This is a genomic window from Pseudomonas bohemica, assembly GCF_002934685.1.
Taxonomy (GTDB): Bacteria; Pseudomonadota; Gammaproteobacteria; order Pseudomonadales; family Pseudomonadaceae; genus Aquipseudomonas; species Aquipseudomonas bohemica.
Genome location: NZ_NKHL01000092.1, coordinates 1 through 17,421, shown reverse-complemented (window position 1 = coordinate 17,421; position 17,421 = coordinate 1). Strand labels below are relative to the sequence as shown.

The window sequence follows — 17,421 nt, the reverse complement described above, 5'->3', positions numbered from 1 at the left end:
GATACCGTCGCATTTCGACATGCACAAACCTGTTCAAAGCGCTAGGGTGTGACCCGACACATTTGAAAACAAAATCAAGGATCGACCCATGACTTCACCCTTCGCCCGTTCCGTTCTCGCCAGTGCCCTGACGCTGGGCCTGGCTTTCGGTTGCGCCGCCCCCGCGTTCGCCGAGCCAAACAAGCAGGTGCAGGCGGACGCCGAGCAGTACCAGGCCGAAGCGCTCAAACTGCTGGAGCGACTGGTCAACATCGACACTGGCTCGGGTTATGAGCCGGGCCTGACTCAGGTGCGCGTAATCGTTGTCGACGAGTTGAAAAAGCTCGGCGCGACCATCGAAACCATCCCCAACACCGCGCCGGATAAAAGCAGCCATGTCGTCGCCACTTTCAAAGGCAGCGGCAAGGCGAAAATCCTGCTGATGGCGCATATGGATACGGTGTTCAAGGAAGGGTCCGCCGCCGCCCGTCCCTTCATCATCAAGGACGGTCGCGCTTACGGCCCTGGGGTGATGGATGACAAGGGCGGGATCGTTGCCGGTCTGTACGCGCTGAAAATTCTGAAGAACCTGGACTTCAAGGACTACGCGCAGATCAGCTTCCTGCTCGATGCCAGTGAGGAAACCGGCTCCAGCGGCGCCACCGAGTTGATTCAAAAAGTCGCCAGGCAACATGACGTGACGCTGAACCTGGAACCCGGTCGTCCCGCCGATGGCCTGGTGGTGTGGCGTAAAGGCAGCGCCACTGCGGTGGTCGAGGTCAAGGGCAAAGCGTCCCACGCAGGCGTGGCACCTGAGCTTGGACGCAATGCGGCGATGGAGGCTGCGCATCAGATATTACAACTGGGCAAACTGGGTGATCCCGAGAAGAAGACCACGATCAACTTCACGGTGCTCAATGCCGGGGATCGGGTCAATGTGATTCCGGACCAGGCCACCGCGAAGGCTGACGTACGCGCGGCGGTGCCGGAAGAGTTCGACCGGATCGAGAAGGACCTGGCGCGAGTATCGGCCAACAAGCTGATTCCGGAAACCGAAGTCACCACCCACCTGGACCGTGGTCTGCCCCCCATGCCGCAAACCGCGGAATCGGACAAGCTGGTCGACATTGCCCAAGGCATCTACGGCGAGATCGGTCGCAAGCTGACCATCGAAGGCAGCGGCGGCGCGGCGGATGCCAGCCTGTCGGCCGGTGTCGGCGTGCCGACGCTCGATGGCTTTGGCATCGTCGGCGGCAACATCCACACACCCGAGGAGTATGCCGAGGTGGACAGTGTCTCGCCGAGGATTTACCTGCTGACGCGGATGATCATGGAGCTGGCGAAGGCGAAGTAATGAGCCGGTGAGTCAACGCTGATCACCTGTGGGAGCGAGCTTGCTCGCGAAGAGCCAGGACATTCACATTACATGTCGTGTCTAACATGTAGCGTCTGACAGTCCGCCTTCGTGAGCAAGCCCACTCCCACAGGTCCTCATTGGCTCATGGATTCACGTTTCGCCGTCAACCCTGCTCGCGCAACCGCCGAGTCTCGTAGGATTTAAGGTTCAGATAGACGAAATCCAACGCTGATAGCCGTCCGTTTGCAGGCTCATGAGCGCCCGAGCGCCGGCCGATCATGTCGCCGATCACGTGCTCCACCTCGACGGGCGCCCCGCGCTCGATGTCGCGCAGCATGGACGCCGTCATCTTCGAGCCTTTGCTGGTCAGCATGCTCTGGAAACGCTGGCGCACCTCGTTGCGCAGAGCATGGCCCGCGCCTTCGGCGACACGGGCACATTCGGCCAGCAAATCGAGCACCAGCGCCTCGCCATTGCTGGCGATCACGTCGCCAATGCTGGCGCGCATGGAGCCGGTGATGCCTGCCGCAGTAGCGATGAAACACCATTTTTCCCACATCTCCTGAACGATCTGCTGACTCAGGTTGGCGTCAAATCCTGCGCCGGTAAGAGCTTCTGCCACTTTCAGAATTCGCGGCGTCAAGGCACCGCTCAGTTCACCGAACGACAACTGATTGGTATCGTTCAAGTGCAGGATCGCGCCCGAGGCATCACGATCCAGAGAGATCAGGCACTGCCCGCCCAGCACATTGTCCGGACTGAAACGCTCGCTCAGTCGGTCCAGATGCGCCATACCGTTGAGCAGGGGCAAGATCAGCGTCTCGGGGCCGACGGCTGCGGCGAAGGAATCCATGGCCGCGTCCAGGTCGTAGGCCTTGCAGCTGAGCAGGATCAGATCGAAAGTTCGATCAAGCATCGGCGCCATGACGTGGGGCGGTGACGGATACAGAATATTGCCCAACGGGCTGCGCACGATCAGGCCATTGCGATCGAGTTCTTCGGCCCGTCCGGAGCGGACCAGAAAAGTCACGTCGCGCCCTGCTTCCAACAGTCGGCCACCGAAATAACCACCTATGGCGCCCGCACCCACAATCAAAATACGCATTTTGTGTTGGTTCCTTATCGAGTCGGTCAGAGGTGCCCGAACACCCCAGAATAGATGAAAGTTCTGACTCCATCCAACATATCATGATGACCGACATATAAATTTTCCACAGCATTCGCTGACGTCTTGCCGCCTCGCAGGCAAAAAAAATCCCGGGCCACGCAGGGGTGGTCCGGGACGCAGTACTTGCAAGGAGAGTCAGGATTGCGCGTTGACCAGCACCGGCCAGAGGAATGGCTGGCGCTGCTCTTCTCGGTTCGCCACCAGTCTACGGCTGTGACTGATCGGCTGGACAACCGGTTGTTGCAGTCGCGTCAGTACGGCATCGATCACGGCGCCGCTGGCGTCGTGGTGGAACTGCCAGACGCCATAGATGCGCCCGTCGAATGACGCTTCACTGCCCAGGCGCGGATCGACGCCAAGACCTGCGCCCAACCCGAACAGATGCAAGCCGTAGAGACGCTGCCCGTTACTGTCGAGCGGGCAGCCTGACGGATCTGAGTCCAGCCCGCCCTTGACCTCCATCAGCCTGATGGCTTCACTGCCAGCGTAATTCAGGGCCGGCAACAAAGGCTGATAGCCGGTGCACTGCACCACCACTTCTGACTCGGCCAGGGCCTGGCGAGCGCTTTCGAATTGCCCTTCAGGGCCATTCTGGGTCTGCAGCATCTGCACCCGCACCCCGGTCTTGCCGATATGTCCGTTCGCCAAGGCTTCGCGGCCCACATCCAGGGCGCGATAACGCAGGCCGCCAGAGCGATTGACTCGACCGGATACCGGGCAGACGTCCTTGAGTGGGTCGAAGACATAACCGGCAGCGGTGGCAGCCTCTGCTGTTTCATAGAACAGTCGGATCGGCGAACGGTGCACCAGCGTCACTTCACGCAGGCCGGCGAACTCCAGCGCATCGGCAAGGTTTTCAAGAACCGAAAACGCGCTGTGAGAGCCACCCACGACGCTCAACCTGCCCTTGCCCGCAAGCATTGGCGCGAAAAAGTCACGCAATTCCACGCCGTTCATGCGCAACAGGGAGTCGGCACTCAACACCTTGGCCGAAGGCGGCACAGCCAACCCCTGATCGGCAAGGCTGTTGAGCAGGTGCTGCGGATCCTGCCGCCCGCCCAGATTCAGAACCACGGCCCGGCAGCGAATCCGCCGGGAGCGCCCTTCGGACTCGACCCAGACCTGGTACTCGTCGTCATGGCTCACGACTTCGGTGATGGTGGTGCTGGTCCAGAGTTTCACGCCGTAATGCTCAACGATGAAGTTCAGCACCAGGGTCGAGGCTTCAGCCAGTAGTTCGGCGACGTCCGCCAGCTGCGGCGCGCTCTGCGCCTGACGGCGGATGCGCCAATAAGCGGGTGAATGCTCAAGCGGCTCGAACACGTCACGCAACGCCGGATCGCGCAGACAGTCGAGGAATACATCACCCACCGAGTTGGCCGTGATCCGGTACTGCCCCAGTCGGCCCGTACCGGGTTCGGGGCTCGCGTCCACGATGATCAGCCCCTCCTTGGCCAGTTCGGGCATCGCGCCACTTTTCAAAGCGTTGAAAAGCAACCCCATACCTGCTGGTCCGGCTCCCCCTACTACGCAACCGCAAACGGTTTCCAGATGATCTCCATACATAATCTTGACTCCGAACTTAGTCGATGCGTTGAGTGCAGCCCAAACGACTGGACCCTGAATAACAGGCACAACTAACCGCCCGTCCTGACGTGACTTCCTTTTATGTCGAACTGGATACTTAAAACCAAAGTTGATAAAAACCCGTGGCATGACTACCGTCGCGAGCGATCGTGTGGGCAGGAATAACAAAGCGGGAACAACCTGATCAACTCAAGTGCACTCAGCGCATGGGCCCGCCTTTCTGGTGTGCGGGCCCCGAACCCGAATGCGATCGACTGGCTCGTCCTTGAATGTCATGCCAATCAATGACTTGAACGACTACGCATTCATTCGACCTGGACGCTACCGCCATTTCGCTGCGCGCCCTGGATCATGATTACGAGGTACAAATATCGAAAAGAACCAGACTTGCCACAAACGGTTACAACCTAAAACTGTAAAGCGATAGTTTCAAAAAAGCGGGGAAGTGTCAAATTTTCGAGAAAATCTCTATAAATTTGTTTTTTCGACATAACCATATGATTTTACTGGAATTATTTTTTTGACGCCTGTTTTACGTTGTGCCGTCAGGCGATTATGTGTTTTTAAAATCAAAAAAACCGTTTTTTATCTATCAAACAAATAACTCGTCATTAAAGGCGATCCGCTTATTCGGTGGATAGAGCCGTAAATCTGACACTTTCCGGCTTCGAATTTCACGCAATGCGAAACATTCTTCTTTTCAAATGACCGGTAACCAGTTTGAACGTATTACTGGCGCCGAGTTTTTTTCGAAGATTCGGGAGCGGTTTTCTGACGCCGGGTTTTTGCAACCGATGAACGGCAGTCCCAGCCGCAAAACAAAACAGAACTATTTCAAGAGGATCCGCCTCCATTATCAGGCGTAGGCTCACTTTGAATGGATATAGAGGTTGCTGCCATGAATGCTGAGAAAAACCGTCGGTCCAGCATTGCCGAAATCGACTATTCCCGGGACACGCTCTTCGGTCCGATCCCCATGCAGGCAACTTGCCGGGTGCGGCTTGCTACCATCGAGCAGGATGGTCATACGCTGCGGGAGTTGACGATCATAGGCGATGTGCCCGACTACCTGTCCAAGTCATCGATCATTCGCATTGCCCTGGATGGCAGAATCGAGGCGGGCCCAATCCGCGATCATTACGCGACTCAGGACAGTGGTGAGGAACAGTTCACACTGCTGTTCGAAAACGAGCATCGGCGGCGGGTACATTGATTGTCGCCAGTGTCACCCGCCTCGGGTAGGCCCTGGCGGGCAAGCTCATTGCGTCTGGGCGGCAGGGCGCAAACCGGAATGAGCATCGGCGTGCAAATCTTCATGCTGAAGAATCAACGCATGGCTGAGTGGCCCCTGCCCGTGCTGATTCTCGCCCTCGGCTGGCGAACCGCCCTCGACCTTGAGTTCAACCTGCTGGCGATAGCGTAGGCCGTCGAGTTTGGGAGCGGCGTCGAGCACCGGATCAGGCGGCAACAGACGCTCACGCTCCAACGCAGTCATTGGCGGCTGGAAAGAGGCGTTCCGGGCTTCCAGGCGCTGCAGCATGGTCAGAATGGCCGTCACGCAGACCACCACAATGCACAACAGCAAGCCCACACCCAGCATGACCTTGCGCTGGCGCAGCATCCGCTTGAAATTTGCACCCTGTGGCAATCCCCGGGCGCCCTCGGGCTGACTCTCAGCCATGCATTCCCCTTGAAATGAAATCGGCGTTCTGCCGCTGCTCGCGGACCTAAGATAAAAGGTAAATGAACGCTTTGCCACAGGCTTTTACTGCGCAGGGCAATCATGGCGCCGAGCGAAGTGTCCGACAGTCGCCGCTCGCCTGCCCCACTTGACTTCGAGCGCCCGCAGTGTCGCACGAGTAAGGATGGTCGATATTCTGTCTCAATAGAGTTTTTCGTTGCGGGCGATGCCACGCTCTTTGTTTGCGCCGAGTACTGCACACAGGAGGCCGCAGCCTATATATGAAGTAGCGGCCACGTGGGCTGCAATAAATGCCTATCGAAGAAATCAGGCGAATAGCAAACGCCCATGACAATTGAGGCATCATGGGCGTGGTCGGTGTAACGCAGACAAGGGTTTATAGCGATTAACTGGCCAATGCATGCTGCTGCATGCTTTGCGTTGTTTGCAGGTCGGCGCGCAGTTTTAGAATCAGATCACACAGAGCGCGGCTTGTATCCAGCGAGTCGAGCTTGATGCCGCTTGCCAGCAGTTCTACGCGCTCGGTACGAGGGTCGATGACCTCGACCGTCATGGTGTCGTCGATGACCGTGCAATTGCAGCGACTGGGCAGAAATGCACCTTCTATGATGCTGCGCAGCTCAAGATTTGAAAGTGTGCATGCGATCATTAGCAGTAACCTCCTCAAGCGGCCCCTGTTAACACTGCACAGTATGTCGCCTGCTTTATTATCAATGGCTTCCATGAATTTAATAGTTCATCCGGATTCGTTAATTCACCGTCGAGGTTTTTGACGAATAACCAAGTTATACGCCTCGCTCCAAGTTGAGGCAACTCTGCCACGACCGCGCCCCACTTAGAGAACAATAATAATCGGGGTATAGAAAAAACGTTTCACTGGCCGTAAAAGACCGATAACAAGCCGCATTCATGCGCTGTTTTGAAACAACAATGATTTGCCAGGGAGAGAAGCAAGCCTCTTTATGGGGCGTCCATTCGTCGGCCGTTGTAGCACCGGCCGACGAACGCGACAGAGGGCTCAGGCGTGGGGGAGGCGCAGGTGGATCAGCGCGACGCGGTTCCCGCGCTTGTCCAGCCGCTCTTCAATGGCGAACGGTTTGAATCCAAGCTTGGGGTAGAACAACAGGCCCGGAACGTTATGGTTAAAACATGACGCTGTCAGTTCCTTGGCCTCATGTTTGCCGAAGGCCAGCTCCATCATGCAGCCGATCATGTAGCGCCCGACCCCTTTTGAACGGGCATGTGGCGCGATGATGACGTTGCCCATGGAGCAGCGGCCTCGAAAATCATAACGAGAGAAATTGGCGAAGCCCACGACCTCACCGTTCAGCTCGATTACCGTGTTATCCGAGCGCTGCTCAATGGAGTCGCGTAACTGCGCGGGCGTCAGTGGGAACACTGCCTTGGGAAACATGTAGAAAAGCTCGTCGACGCTCTGTGGCATATCGCAGATGGCCGGGATGTCTTTTTCTTCCAGGGGACGATGCAGAAACATGGCGATTTACCTCTCGAAGAAACGGGAGCTGAGCGCAAACTATAGGTCAAACGCCGAACCTAAAACATCACTTGGATCGATTCGCAGCCTATATATATGTCGTCGCGTCGATCAGGAACGCGTCGCGCTGCCCCTTTTAAGACCGGATTTTCGGATAAATGTGCCCGCGTGTTTCAGCAATGTTCTGCGTAACGCGAAAAACTCACCGCAACCCTCTGATGAGATTGAACTTCCCACGACCGGGCAGAACGCCCGCGCCCGAGAACCGGTTCATGCAATTTGCATGAACGTCGGACGGTTAAACATTATCAACCTTTTGATAAATAACGATTTTTCATATTCAACAAGCTGGCACAGCTGCTGCACTACTCTCCAGCGAAGTCATAACACTATTCGCACGGAGCAACACAACAATGAATGTCACGCCTGATTCTTATCCTGCCGCAGTTGAAGAACACTCCAATGTCTCGGGCGTGTCCTGGGGCGCAATCCTGGCCGGTGCCGCGGGCGCCGCTGCTTTGTCCTTGATTCTCGTGTTGCTGGGCTCAGGCCTTGGCTTCTCGGCGATGTCGCCGTGGGCCAACGAAGGCGCCAGCGCCAAAACCATCGGCATCTCCACCGTCGTGTGGTTGGCGCTGACGCAGATCATCGCTTCGGGTCTGGGCGGCTACATCGCCGGCCGGCTGCGCGTCAAATGGTCGAACATGCACGGCGATGAAGTGTATTTCAGAGACACCGCGCACGGCTTCCTGTCCTGGGCCATTGCCACCCTCGTCGCGGCAGTGCTGATCGTAGGCTCCGTGAGCGGTCTGGTCGGTAGCGGCGTGAAGGCCGGCGCCAGCGCTGTCGCCGGCGTGGCCGGTACAGCTGCCGTTGCTGCGGGTTCCGCGGCGGGCAATACCAGTAGCGATCAATACGGCTACTTCGTCGACACCCTGTTCCGCGATGACCGTCCTGCGGCTGTCAGCGACGACGCCGCCCGCGGTGTAGTGGTGCGCATCTTCACCAAAACGCTGGCGAACGACGGCCAATTGGCCGCTGAAGACCGCACCTACCTTGCACAGTTGGTCGCTCAACGTACCAATTTGAGCCAGGCCGATGCCCAGGCGCGTGTGGACCAAGTCTACGGTCAGGCCAAACAGGCTGTTGCCGACGCCAAGCTCAAGGCCCAGCAAGCTGCCGATACCGCTGCCAAAGTTGCCGCGATGAGCGCGCTGTGGACCTTCGTTGCCCTGCTGTGCGGTGCCTTCGTTGCGAGCCTCGCTGCAATCTGGGGTGGCCGTCGTCGTGATGCGGTGACCTACATTGAAACCCGTGCGTACTCCACAACTGCCAACACCACTTCCAACATTCGCTGATCAAGGAGAAACATCATGCGCTCATTACTTCTGTGGTTCCTGGGTGTACCCATTCCAGTGATCATCCTGATCGCCCTGTTCATGCACTGATAGATCATGCACTGACAGCGTCGTAGACGATCCGCGCAGCGCCCATGAAATCCGGCCTGCGCGGATTTTTTTTTGCCTGATGAATGCTCAATCCGACGTCCGGCTCCCCTGCAGAGGGTCCACCAGCGTGTGCTTCATTCCGGGCAGCAGACGATTCCCGCTGAGGAATAAAGGCCGTGGGCACGACCAAGTAAGCACAAGGCGTGTTTCGCGGCCACCGCCCGGGCGTTCGAGCCCGCTTCTGGCTCAGATCCCACTGAACCAGTTGTAGCCCTGATCCTCCCAGTACCCACCCGGATAATCGTTGGTCACGAAGATCTCGACGATATGCTTGGGATTCTTGAAGCCCAGCTTGGTCGGCACCCGGACCCGCAGGGGATAACCGTAATCCGGCGGCAGGGCGACTTCGCCGAAGTCCAGCGCCAGCAAGGTCTGCGGATGCAGCGCGGTGGGCATGTCCAGGCTCGAGTAGTAACGGTCGGCGCACTTGAAGCCGACGAACCTGGCCGTGGTGTCGGCGCCGACATGCTGCAGGAAGGTCCTCAGCGGCACACCGCCCCACTGTCCGATGGCGCTCCAACCTTCGACGCAGATCAACCGGGTGATGTCGCTGCGTTGCGGTAATTTGCGCAGTCCGTCCAGGGTCCACGGGGCCTTGTCACGTACCAGACCCGAAACCCCGAGTTCCCAGTCGGCCACGTCCAGGTCCGGAATGTCGTCCTCGCTGTAGAACGCGTTGAACGGAAACGGATTGCGGATCTGCGCCTTGCTAAACGTGGGCGCCAGTTTCTGACCGCTGAACAGCCAGGCCTGAACCCGATCGTTCCAGCGCGACATGGTCCACAACACCTTGTCCACCTGATCGCCGTCCTGCAGGTTGCAGCCACTGAGCATGGTCATGGCGCCCACTGTCAGGCCGCCCTTGAGAAAGTGACGACGCTGCAGGTTTTCCAGCTGAGTCTGCTGCGCAGGCTCCAGTTTGATGCGCTGGATGGCGCGTTTTTTCGGTTCAATCATGCTCGACCTTCCCGCTTTCTACGGGTTTGACGCCGCCGGTGATCATCGGCAGCAGTGTCTTGGGCACCAGCAGCACCAGCGCAAGGTGCACTACGGTGAATGCGCCGATGGCGGCCATCGCGCCAAAGTGCACGAAACGAGCGAAGTCATAACCGCCGAAAAGCGCCGTGAGTTCCTGCAACTGAATCGGCTTCCAGATCGCCAGGCCCGAGACCACGATCAATGCCCCGGCTGCCAGCACCAGCCAATACATCAGCCGTTGCACGGCGTTGTACACACCCTTTTCGTGCCTGAGGCGAAAGCGCAGAGCGTCGAACAGGTCGCGTTTGACCGCTGTGGGGCTGACGGGAAGGAAGTCGCGCTTGAAATGCCTGCTGAACACTCCATAGAGCACGTAGATCAGGCCATTGACCACCAATAGCCACATGACGGCGAAATGCCAAGCCAGCGCCCCGCCGAGCCAGCCGCCCAGGGTGAAATCCCTGGGAAAGGAAAAGCGGAACAGCGGCGATGCGTTGTAGATGCCCCAGCCGCTCATGAACATGCAGACCATGCCGAAGGCGTTGATCCAGTGCGTGAGGCGAATGGGCCAGGGGTGAATTCTGGTTTTTTTCATGGTGGGAGGCTCATCACGGGGCTATGAAACCTTGAAACGCCTGCGGCCTGATCTTTGAAATCGCCGCAGAACCTGTGGGGAGCTTGCGACAATTACGACAGTGGCAAATGCGCTCCGCCTGGCACAGCGCCTTCGCCACTGTCGTAACCTGCGCAAGCCCCTACAGGTATGTGCAATATCAGAGTGCACTATGCGCTCGGCAAAACCGCTTTTACATCGGCGGCTGGAAGCCGTCCTTGCCCACCGCTACGCCGCGCGCCGTCTTGCCGTCTTCGGCCGGGAATACCACGACCTTGGCGCCCTTGACCAGCTCATCGACCTTGCCCGCTTCCACGTACGCGATAGGCACATCATCCGGCACCACCAGCTGCTTCTCGCCACCCTTGTCATTCACGCTCAAGGTACGGCCGTTGGCCTGGGTCAGTTTGCCCACGGTGCCGTTGGTCATGGTGCCGGTGCTGCCGTCGGCATTCTGCCAGCCGTAGTGCCCTTCGCCGCTGCCCTTCAAGCTCGCCTCGAACACGGTCACCTCCAGCGCCTTTAGCGTGCCGTCGGCCTGCGGGGTAGCGGCAGAGCCAATGAAGCTGTCGGATTTGATCGATTCGACGTTGGTCTTCGACACCAGACGCACGCCGGTTTTGTCGGTCAGACCAATGCTTTGATGGGCGCCGCTGCGGGTGGTGAAGTTCAGGGTGTTGTTTTCGACGCTGTCGACCGTGCCACGCAGGGGCTTGACCACTGGCATGTCGGCGGCCGATGCCATCACGGCGGCGCTCAACGCAAGCAGGCCAAAGGTGGCGGACAGTGCAGTCTTCATTTTCATTGTGACGTTCCTTGAATGGCAGATTGAGGAGTTGCAGTTGCGCTTTGAATGAGGGCCATCCTCCTCCCCAAACCGGCACCGAACAATGACCGGGCGATTACATTTTTGTCATTCGTGGCGTGTCGGTCAGCGCGGCAATCGATGACAAAAATGTAACCGTCCGCGCACCGCCAGTTGGTTACACTCCGCACACGACGCGGTATCCAGCCGTTTCCTGCCAGCCTTTGCAGCAGCCATCATCCGATACCGCGCCTGGCGATGCCGCCCAAGACGCGAAGCGAGCCTCTTGCACGATGCACATCCTGCTGATCGAAGACGACACCAAGACCGGCGAGTACCTGAAAAAGGGTCTCAGCGAGTCCGGCTACAAGGTCGACTGGACCCAGCACGGCGCCGACGGCCTGCACATGGCGCTAGAGCACCGCTACGACCTGCTGGTGCTGGATGTCATGCTGCCGGGGATCGATGGCTGGCAAATCATAGAGGTCCTGCGCGCCAGGCAGGACGTGCCAGTGCTGTTTCTCACCGCTCGCGACCAGTTGCAGGACCGGATTCGCGGGCTGGAACTGGGCGCGGACGATTACCTGGTCAAGCCGTTTTCCTTCACCGAATTGCTGCTGCGAATCCGCACCATCCTGCGGCGCGGCGTGGTCCGGGAGGCCGATCACTTTCATCTGGCCGACCTCGAGCTGGACCTGCTGCGCCGTCGTGTGACCCGCCAACAGCAAGTGATCACCCTGACCAACAAGGAGTTCGCCCTGCTGCACCTGTTGCTGCGGCGTGAAGGCGACGTGCTGTCCAGGGCGCAGATCGCCTCGGAAGTCTGGGACATGAATTTCGACAGCGACACCAACGTGGTTGATGTGGCGGTCAAGCGCCTGCGCAGCAAGATTGACGTGCCCTATCCGGTCAAACTGATTCACACCGTGCGCGGCATCGGTTACGTCTGCGAGGTGCGGCCATGCGAGCCCGGCGCCGACCCTCTCTGACCCTGCGCTCGACCCTGGCCTTCGCGGTCGTCGCAATGCTTGCCGTGGCCAGCGCAGGCATGTACCTGTACGAAACCATGAAAACCTCGGTCATGACCCGCAGCGATCATGCGGTGCTGGCGCGACTCGATCACTTTCGCAAACTGCTGCAATACGACCTGACCCTTGACACGCTGCAAAGTAGCCCTCAGCTGTTCGAAAACATGCTGGACAGCGAGGACGATATTTTCATCATCGCAGAGCCGGGCAAGGCGCCGGTGATCATGGTCAATCCGCTGCACGCGCCGCTGCCGCAGATGCCGGTGGTCAAGGCCAATCGGCCGTTGAGCGCCGCCGATCTGCGCAGTGGCACGGTCAACCCGGACGTGCCGATGCGCGCCGCCACGGTCGAGGCGATTTCCGGCGGCAGGATCGTGCACCTGACCGCCGCCCACCTGGCAGTCAAGGAAATGGCCACGCTGGCAAACTTCCGCAATCGGATTCTATTCTCCATCGCCCTGGCGTTCGCCCTCACCGCCGGGCTCGGCTACCTGCTGTTGCGCCGGGGCCTGCGACCCCTGCGGCGGATGGCCGAGCACGCCACGGCCATTACGCCGGCGCGCCTGGACAGCCGCATGGACAGCCGTGATACGCCGGTTGAATTGCAGCAGTTGAGCGACGCCTACAACGGCATGCTCGACCGGCTGGCCGATGGTTATCAGCGTTTGACGCAGTTCTCCGCCGACCTCGCCCACGAGATCCGTACGCCTGTGGGTTCATTGATGGGGCATTGTCAGGTCGCGCTTCGCCAACCGCGCAGCGCCGATGAATACCAAGTGCTGCTGGCTTCCAATCTGGAGGAGCTTGAGCGCATCTCGCGGATGGTTGAAAGCATCCTGTTTCTCGCCCGCGCCGATGACGCCCAGGCTGCGCTGAATCGTCAGTCGCTGGACCTGGCTGACGAATTGCAGCGGGTGACGGGGTATTTCGAAGGGCTGGCCGAAGAGCGGCAGATGACCTTGCGCACCTCAGGGGAGGGTGAGCTGGAAGCCGACCCGTTGCTGCTTCGCCGGGCCTTGAGCAATCTGGTGGCCAACGCGATTCGGTATGCCGATGAAGCAAGCGAAATTCAGATACGGGTGGTCGCGGACAGCGTGCAGTGCCGCATCGAAGTAGAAAACCAGGGGCCGGTCCTGCGCGATTCGGCCCTCGGCAAACTGTTCGATCGCTTCTACCGCGCCGACGCCTCACGCCATCAGAGCTCCGATTCCAACGGGCTGGGCCTGGCGATCGTCGCAGCGATCATGCAATTGCATGGCGGTGAGGTGACGGTGGAGCAGCCGGCCCCGGGTCGAATCCGTTTCGCGCTGGTGTTCTGAAAGCGGTTTTAAGCGTCAAGCCGCAAACTGACCGCGATTTGCTTACAGCTTGCAGCTCGAAACTCACCATTGCCTTCAGGCCTTCTTGTCGTGGGATATCTGTAACTTATAGAACGTCGCCGCCCCACCCTCCGTCGCGTACCCGGTGTTGTCCTGTGTGTACACGCCCGCTTTGAAATACAGCTGTTTGCCGCTCCACGTCCCATCCAGTTTCGCGCTCCATTGCATGTCGTGGGCGTTGACCGTCAGCATGCCGCTTGGCGTCAAATGAATGGTGTAGGTGAAGCGCTCCTTGAGCAGAACGCCCGTTGCGACCTGAATCACTGCTGGCTCGGAGGTCGGCGTCGCGCGGTACTTGGCGACGATGTTGCCGTCCTGGGTCTTTTCCTTGTACTGATATTCGAGCTTGATCAGCGGCTCGGTGCTGCCATAGCAGTGGATCTGACCGATGACAATCTTGCCGGTCGAAGGCACCTGGTCCACGGTCAGCGCCGCACGCAGCATATTGTCCGCCTGGCTGTAGGCCCAGTTGTGCACGGCACCGTTGGCGTAGGTTTCACGCAATTCCGTGCGTGGATAAATGGCGTTGTCGGTCCGTGAGCCGGTCACAGGGGCCCAAAAGAACAGCGTGTCTCCTGAACGGAAGTAACCATCCTGATAGCCGCCGATCAGCGTCGGCGTGTCAATGGTGGCTGCGGGCGTACCCACGGGGATGGAGAGATTCCAAGTGGCGAGATCGATCATATTGCGCTCATGGGTGCGCAGCGCGCACCAGCAAAGGGAGGTGTCTGGAACGGGTGTTTGCGCCCAATTCCCTGTCACCTTTGCTATCGGCTGAATCGTTTGTTCTTTAACCGCACTCACCAGTCAAGAAACCGCCGAAATCGATCAGAATGTGACCATGGCCAGCATTTCAACATCACCAAATTCAAACAGCTGATTGCGCAATTTTTGATCAACGCCACGCCAATCGCGGAGATCACGTATTTCAGGTGCCGTCATTTTTTTGGAGCGGCGCGTGGGCGAACCCGAAAAAAGGTTCAAAAAAGTCGACAAATACCGACAGACGGTAACTAAACAGCCCTCATTAATACCGATCGCATCTGGCGCGGGACGGCTGGTCGTCGGTGGCGACTCCAGAGGCGTTACCGCTTTTGGGCAAGCACTCAGCCGCTCAGCTACTTTTCATTTGACGAAATAACTTTGTTACCGGATATTAATAGTTAGCAACCTAATAGTACATCGACTAATCATTCACTACCTAACCAAACCCTATCTGTCGGTCAACCAGTGGCACCCCTCATGACCCTAGACTCACTGCAAATGCACATTACCGGCGGCGTGGTCGCGGCCTCCCGCCAATGGCGCCGAGTGTGTCAGACCACGTTGATGAACTACGGCGTGTCCGAGGCCTGCGCTGGACCCCTGCTGATGATTGCGCGGCTGGGTGAAGGCGTGCGCCAAGTCACCGTGGCCCACGCCTGCGGACTGGAAAGTCCCTCACTGGTGCGCCTGCTCGACCAGTTGGGCAAGGCCAATCTGGTGCAGCGCACCGAAGACCCGACCGATCGCCGCGCCAAGGCCCTGAGCCTGACCGAGGAAGGCCGCACGCTGGCCAATTCCATCGAAGACGAGCTGACCCGCCTGCGCCGCGATGTCTTCGGCGACATCGATACGGCAGATCTGGAAGCCACCCTGCGCGTGTTCAAGGCATTTGCCAAGGCCAGTCCGATGGGACCGGAGCTGGCATCTTGAAAGACATGTTCAAAGGCTTCTTTCAGGGCGTTCCACCCTCTCGCGACTGGTTCTACGGCGTGCGCACCTTTGCGGCGTCGATGCTTGCGCTGTATCTGGCGCTGATCTTCGAATTGCCGCGCCCCTACTGGGCAATGGCCACGGTTTACATCGTTTCCAGTCCGTTCGTGGCGCCGACCAGCTCCAAGGCGCTGTATCGCGCGGTCGGGACTTTCCTTGGCGCAGCGGCATCGGTGGTGCTGGTACCGATGTTCGTGCAGACGCCCTTTCTGCTGGCGGTGGTCATCGCCCTGTGGACCGGCACCCTATTGTTCCTTTCGCTGCACCTGCGCACGGCCAACAGTTATGCCCTGATGCTGGCGGGCTACACCATGCCGTTGATTTCTTTCCCGGTGGTGGACAACCCACAGGCGGTGTTCGACATCGCCGTGTCGCGAACCGAGGAAATCCTGCTCGGCATCGTCTGCGCCGCCGTCATCGGCGCAATGTTCTGGCCCCGTCGCCTGGCCCCGGTGCTGGTGGACTCCATGAGCAAATGGTTCAAGGACGCCTCGACCTACAGCGACCTGTTCCTGGCCCGCAACGCCAACCCGGAAACCGTCGGCGCCCTGCGCACGGCGATGGTCGGCACCTTCAATAGCCTGGAGCTGATGATTGGCCAGTTGCCTCATGAAGGCACTCACCGCCAGACCATACGCAACGCCAAGGAACTGCGCGGCCGCATGATTCATCTGCTGCCGGTGATCGATGCTCTGGACGATGCCCTGTGGGCACTGGAGCGTCGCACGCCGGAGCTGGTGGCCGATCTCGCGCCGCTGATCCTGGAGTGCCGCGACTGGGTGGAAACGGCTACTCAGGGCGCGCCCGTCGAATACTGGCAGGCCCTGCACGACGAACTCGACCGCTTGCAGCCGACCCCGGCGCAACTGGATGACCGTCGACAATTGTTGCTGTCTAACGCGTTGTTTCGCCTGCGCGAATGGATCGACCTCTGGCAGGACTGTCGAAGCCTGCAATTGGCGATTGAAACCGACGATCACCGGCCCTGGCGCGCGGTCTATCGCCACTGGCGTCTGGGCCGCCTGTCGCCGTTCCTCGACAGAGGCATGATGCTGTATTCGGTGGCCACATCGGTCAGCGCCATCATCGTCGCCTCGACCCTGTGGATTCTGCTGGGCTGGCAGGATGGCGCCAGTGCAGTCGCGCTGGCAGCGGTGTCGTGCAGCTTTTTCGCGGCGATGGACGACCCGGCGCCGCAGATCTACCGCTTCTTCTTCTGGACGATGCTGTCGGTGATCTTCGCCAGCCTCTATCTGTTCGTGGTGTTGCCGAACCTGCATGACTTCCCGATGCTGGTGCTCGCGTTCGCCGTGCCGTTCATCTGCGTCGGCACCCTGACAGTGCAGCCCAAATTTTACCTGGGAACCCTGCTGACCATCGTCAACACCGCATCATTCATCAGCATCCAGAGCGCCTACGATGCTGACTTCCTGAACTTCGTGAACTCCAATCTCGCAGGCCCGGCGGGCCTGGCGTTCGCCTTCGTCTGGACCCTGATCGTGCGCCCGTTCGGCACCGAAGTGGCGGCCAAACGTCTGACCCGCTTCAGCTGGCGCGACATCGTTGCGCTGAGTGAGGAGGCGACCCTGGCCGAACACCGGCAGATGGGTGTGCGCATGCTCGACCGCCTGATGCAGCATCTGCCGCGTCTGGCGATCACCGCCCAGGACACCAACATCGCTTTGCGCGAAGTGCGTGTGGCGTTGAACATGCTCGACCTGCTGGCCTATATGCGGCGCGTACAAGCAGTGCCGCGTCAGTTGCTGCGCCAGGTCGCCACCGAAGTCGGCACTTATTTCCGCGCCTGCCTAAAAGCCCGTGAGCGTTTGCCTGCGCCCAAAGGTCTGTTGATGACCATGGACCGTGCCCGCCGCTCGCTGACCTTCGACTGGATGGGCGATGACGAATCGCGTGTGCATCTGTTGCACGCCCTCAGTGGCCTGCGTCTGGCCCTGCTGCCGGGCGTGGAGATCGTGGACGTGCTCGCCGAGCAAGAAGAACAACCGCCGTATGGCATCGATGGAGCGCCACTGTGATCGGTGATCTGGATATCGGCGGGGTTTTCCT

General features: G+C 59.2%; 16 protein-coding genes. 7 read left to right on the top strand and 9 right to left on the bottom strand.

Annotated elements, in window-relative coordinates; genetic code table 11:
- Positions 1-88: 88 nt before the first annotated feature.
- The gene (locus CE491_RS07000; protein ID WP_110947623.1) at positions 89-1,333 is read left to right on the top strand and encodes a M20/M25/M40 family metallo-hydrolase; all 1,245 of its coding nucleotides are present in this window, start codon (positions 89-91) and stop codon (positions 1,331-1,333) included.
- Positions 1,334-1,499: 166 nt separating this feature from the next.
- On the opposite strand, the gene CE491_RS06995 is transcribed toward CE491_RS07000, so the two are convergent.
- Together CE491_RS06995 and CE491_RS06990 are read right to left on the bottom strand one after the other, a co-directional pair.
- A complete protein-coding gene (locus tag CE491_RS06995; RefSeq protein ID WP_110947622.1) occupies positions 1,500-2,441 on the bottom strand; it encodes a ketopantoate reductase family protein in 942 nt (313 codons plus the stop codon).
- Between the two features lie 198 nt (positions 2,442-2,639).
- Positions 2,640-4,070 carry a pyridine nucleotide-disulfide oxidoreductase gene (locus CE491_RS06990; RefSeq protein WP_110947621.1) on the bottom strand — a complete coding sequence of 477 codons (1,431 nt, stop codon included), beginning with the start codon at positions 4,068-4,070 and terminating at the stop codon, positions 2,640-2,642.
- 919 nt (positions 4,071-4,989) lie between these two features.
- On the opposite strand from CE491_RS06990, the gene CE491_RS06985 reads away from it, so the two are divergent.
- Positions 4,990-5,304 (top strand): hypothetical protein, encoded by a 315-nt coding sequence (locus CE491_RS06985; RefSeq protein ID WP_110947620.1) that lies wholly within the window; start codon positions 4,990-4,992, stop codon positions 5,302-5,304.
- Positions 5,305-5,349: 45 nt separating this feature from the next.
- Here the strand turns inward: CE491_RS06985 and CE491_RS06980 are convergent, their stop codons facing one another.
- The 3 genes from CE491_RS06980 to CE491_RS06970 all read right to left on the bottom strand — a co-directional run bounded on the left by CE491_RS06980 (position 5,350) and on the right by CE491_RS06970 (position 7,288).
- A complete protein-coding gene (locus tag CE491_RS06980) occupies positions 5,350-5,772 on the bottom strand; it encodes a hypothetical protein (protein ID WP_110947619.1) in 423 nt (140 codons plus the stop codon).
- 406 nt (positions 5,773-6,178) lie between these two features.
- The gene (locus tag CE491_RS06975; RefSeq protein WP_324880243.1) at positions 6,179-6,517 is read right to left on the bottom strand and encodes a DUF1652 domain-containing protein; all 339 of its coding nucleotides are present in this window, start codon (positions 6,515-6,517) and stop codon (positions 6,179-6,181) included.
- A 294-nt stretch (positions 6,518-6,811) separates the two neighbouring features.
- Positions 6,812-7,288, bottom strand: a complete 477-nt coding sequence (locus CE491_RS06970; protein WP_110947617.1) for a GNAT family N-acetyltransferase — start codon at positions 7,286-7,288, stop codon at positions 6,812-6,814.
- 413 nt (positions 7,289-7,701) lie between these two features.
- Between CE491_RS06970 and CE491_RS06965 the strand changes: the two genes are divergently transcribed.
- Positions 7,702-8,646, top strand: coding sequence for a hypothetical protein (locus CE491_RS06965; RefSeq protein ID WP_110947616.1), 945 nt, complete (start codon positions 7,702-7,704; stop codon positions 8,644-8,646).
- Between the two features lie 336 nt (positions 8,647-8,982).
- Here the strand turns inward: CE491_RS06965 and CE491_RS06960 are convergent, their stop codons facing one another.
- From CE491_RS06960 to CE491_RS06950, 3 genes are all read right to left on the bottom strand, one after another.
- Positions 8,983-9,753 (bottom strand): molybdopterin-dependent oxidoreductase, encoded by a 771-nt coding sequence (locus tag CE491_RS06960; protein WP_110947615.1) that lies wholly within the window; start codon positions 9,751-9,753, stop codon positions 8,983-8,985.
- A complete protein-coding gene (locus CE491_RS06955; protein ID WP_110947614.1) occupies positions 9,746-10,369 on the bottom strand; it encodes a cytochrome b/b6 domain-containing protein in 624 nt (207 codons plus the stop codon). Before CE491_RS06955 ends, CE491_RS06960 begins: the two co-directional genes overlap by 8 nt.
- Positions 10,370-10,580: 211 nt before the next feature.
- On the bottom strand, positions 10,581-11,186 hold the full coding sequence (locus tag CE491_RS06950; protein ID WP_110947660.1) for a hypothetical protein: 606 nt from the start codon (positions 11,184-11,186) through the stop codon (positions 10,581-10,583).
- A 299-nt stretch (positions 11,187-11,485) separates the two neighbouring features.
- On the opposite strand from CE491_RS06950, the gene CE491_RS06945 reads away from it, so the two are divergent.
- Both CE491_RS06945 and CE491_RS06940 read left to right on the top strand, forming a co-directional pair.
- Positions 11,486-12,181, top strand: a complete 696-nt coding sequence (locus tag CE491_RS06945) for a heavy metal response regulator transcription factor (protein WP_110947613.1) — start codon at positions 11,486-11,488, stop codon at positions 12,179-12,181.
- On the top strand, positions 12,154-13,539 hold the full coding sequence (locus tag CE491_RS06940; RefSeq protein WP_110947612.1) for a heavy metal sensor histidine kinase: 1,386 nt from the start codon (positions 12,154-12,156) through the stop codon (positions 13,537-13,539). The genes CE491_RS06945 and CE491_RS06940 overlap by 28 nt, the downstream gene beginning before the upstream one ends.
- 75 nt (positions 13,540-13,614) lie before the next feature.
- On the opposite strand, the gene CE491_RS06935 is transcribed toward CE491_RS06940, so the two are convergent.
- Complete coding sequence (locus CE491_RS06935; protein WP_110947611.1) at positions 13,615-14,283, bottom strand: polysaccharide lyase family 7 protein; 669 nt, start codon at positions 14,281-14,283, stop codon at positions 13,615-13,617.
- Positions 14,284-14,841: 558 nt separating this feature from the next.
- Here CE491_RS06935 and CE491_RS06930 point away from each other — a divergent pair.
- Positions 14,842-15,294, top strand: a complete 453-nt coding sequence (locus CE491_RS06930; RefSeq protein ID WP_110947610.1) for a MarR family winged helix-turn-helix transcriptional regulator — start codon at positions 14,842-14,844, stop codon at positions 15,292-15,294.
- A 5-nt stretch (positions 15,295-15,299) separates the two neighbouring features.
- A complete protein-coding gene (locus tag CE491_RS06925; protein WP_110947659.1) occupies positions 15,300-17,390 on the top strand; it encodes an FUSC family protein in 2,091 nt (696 codons plus the stop codon).
- Positions 17,391-17,421 lie beyond the last annotated feature (31 nt).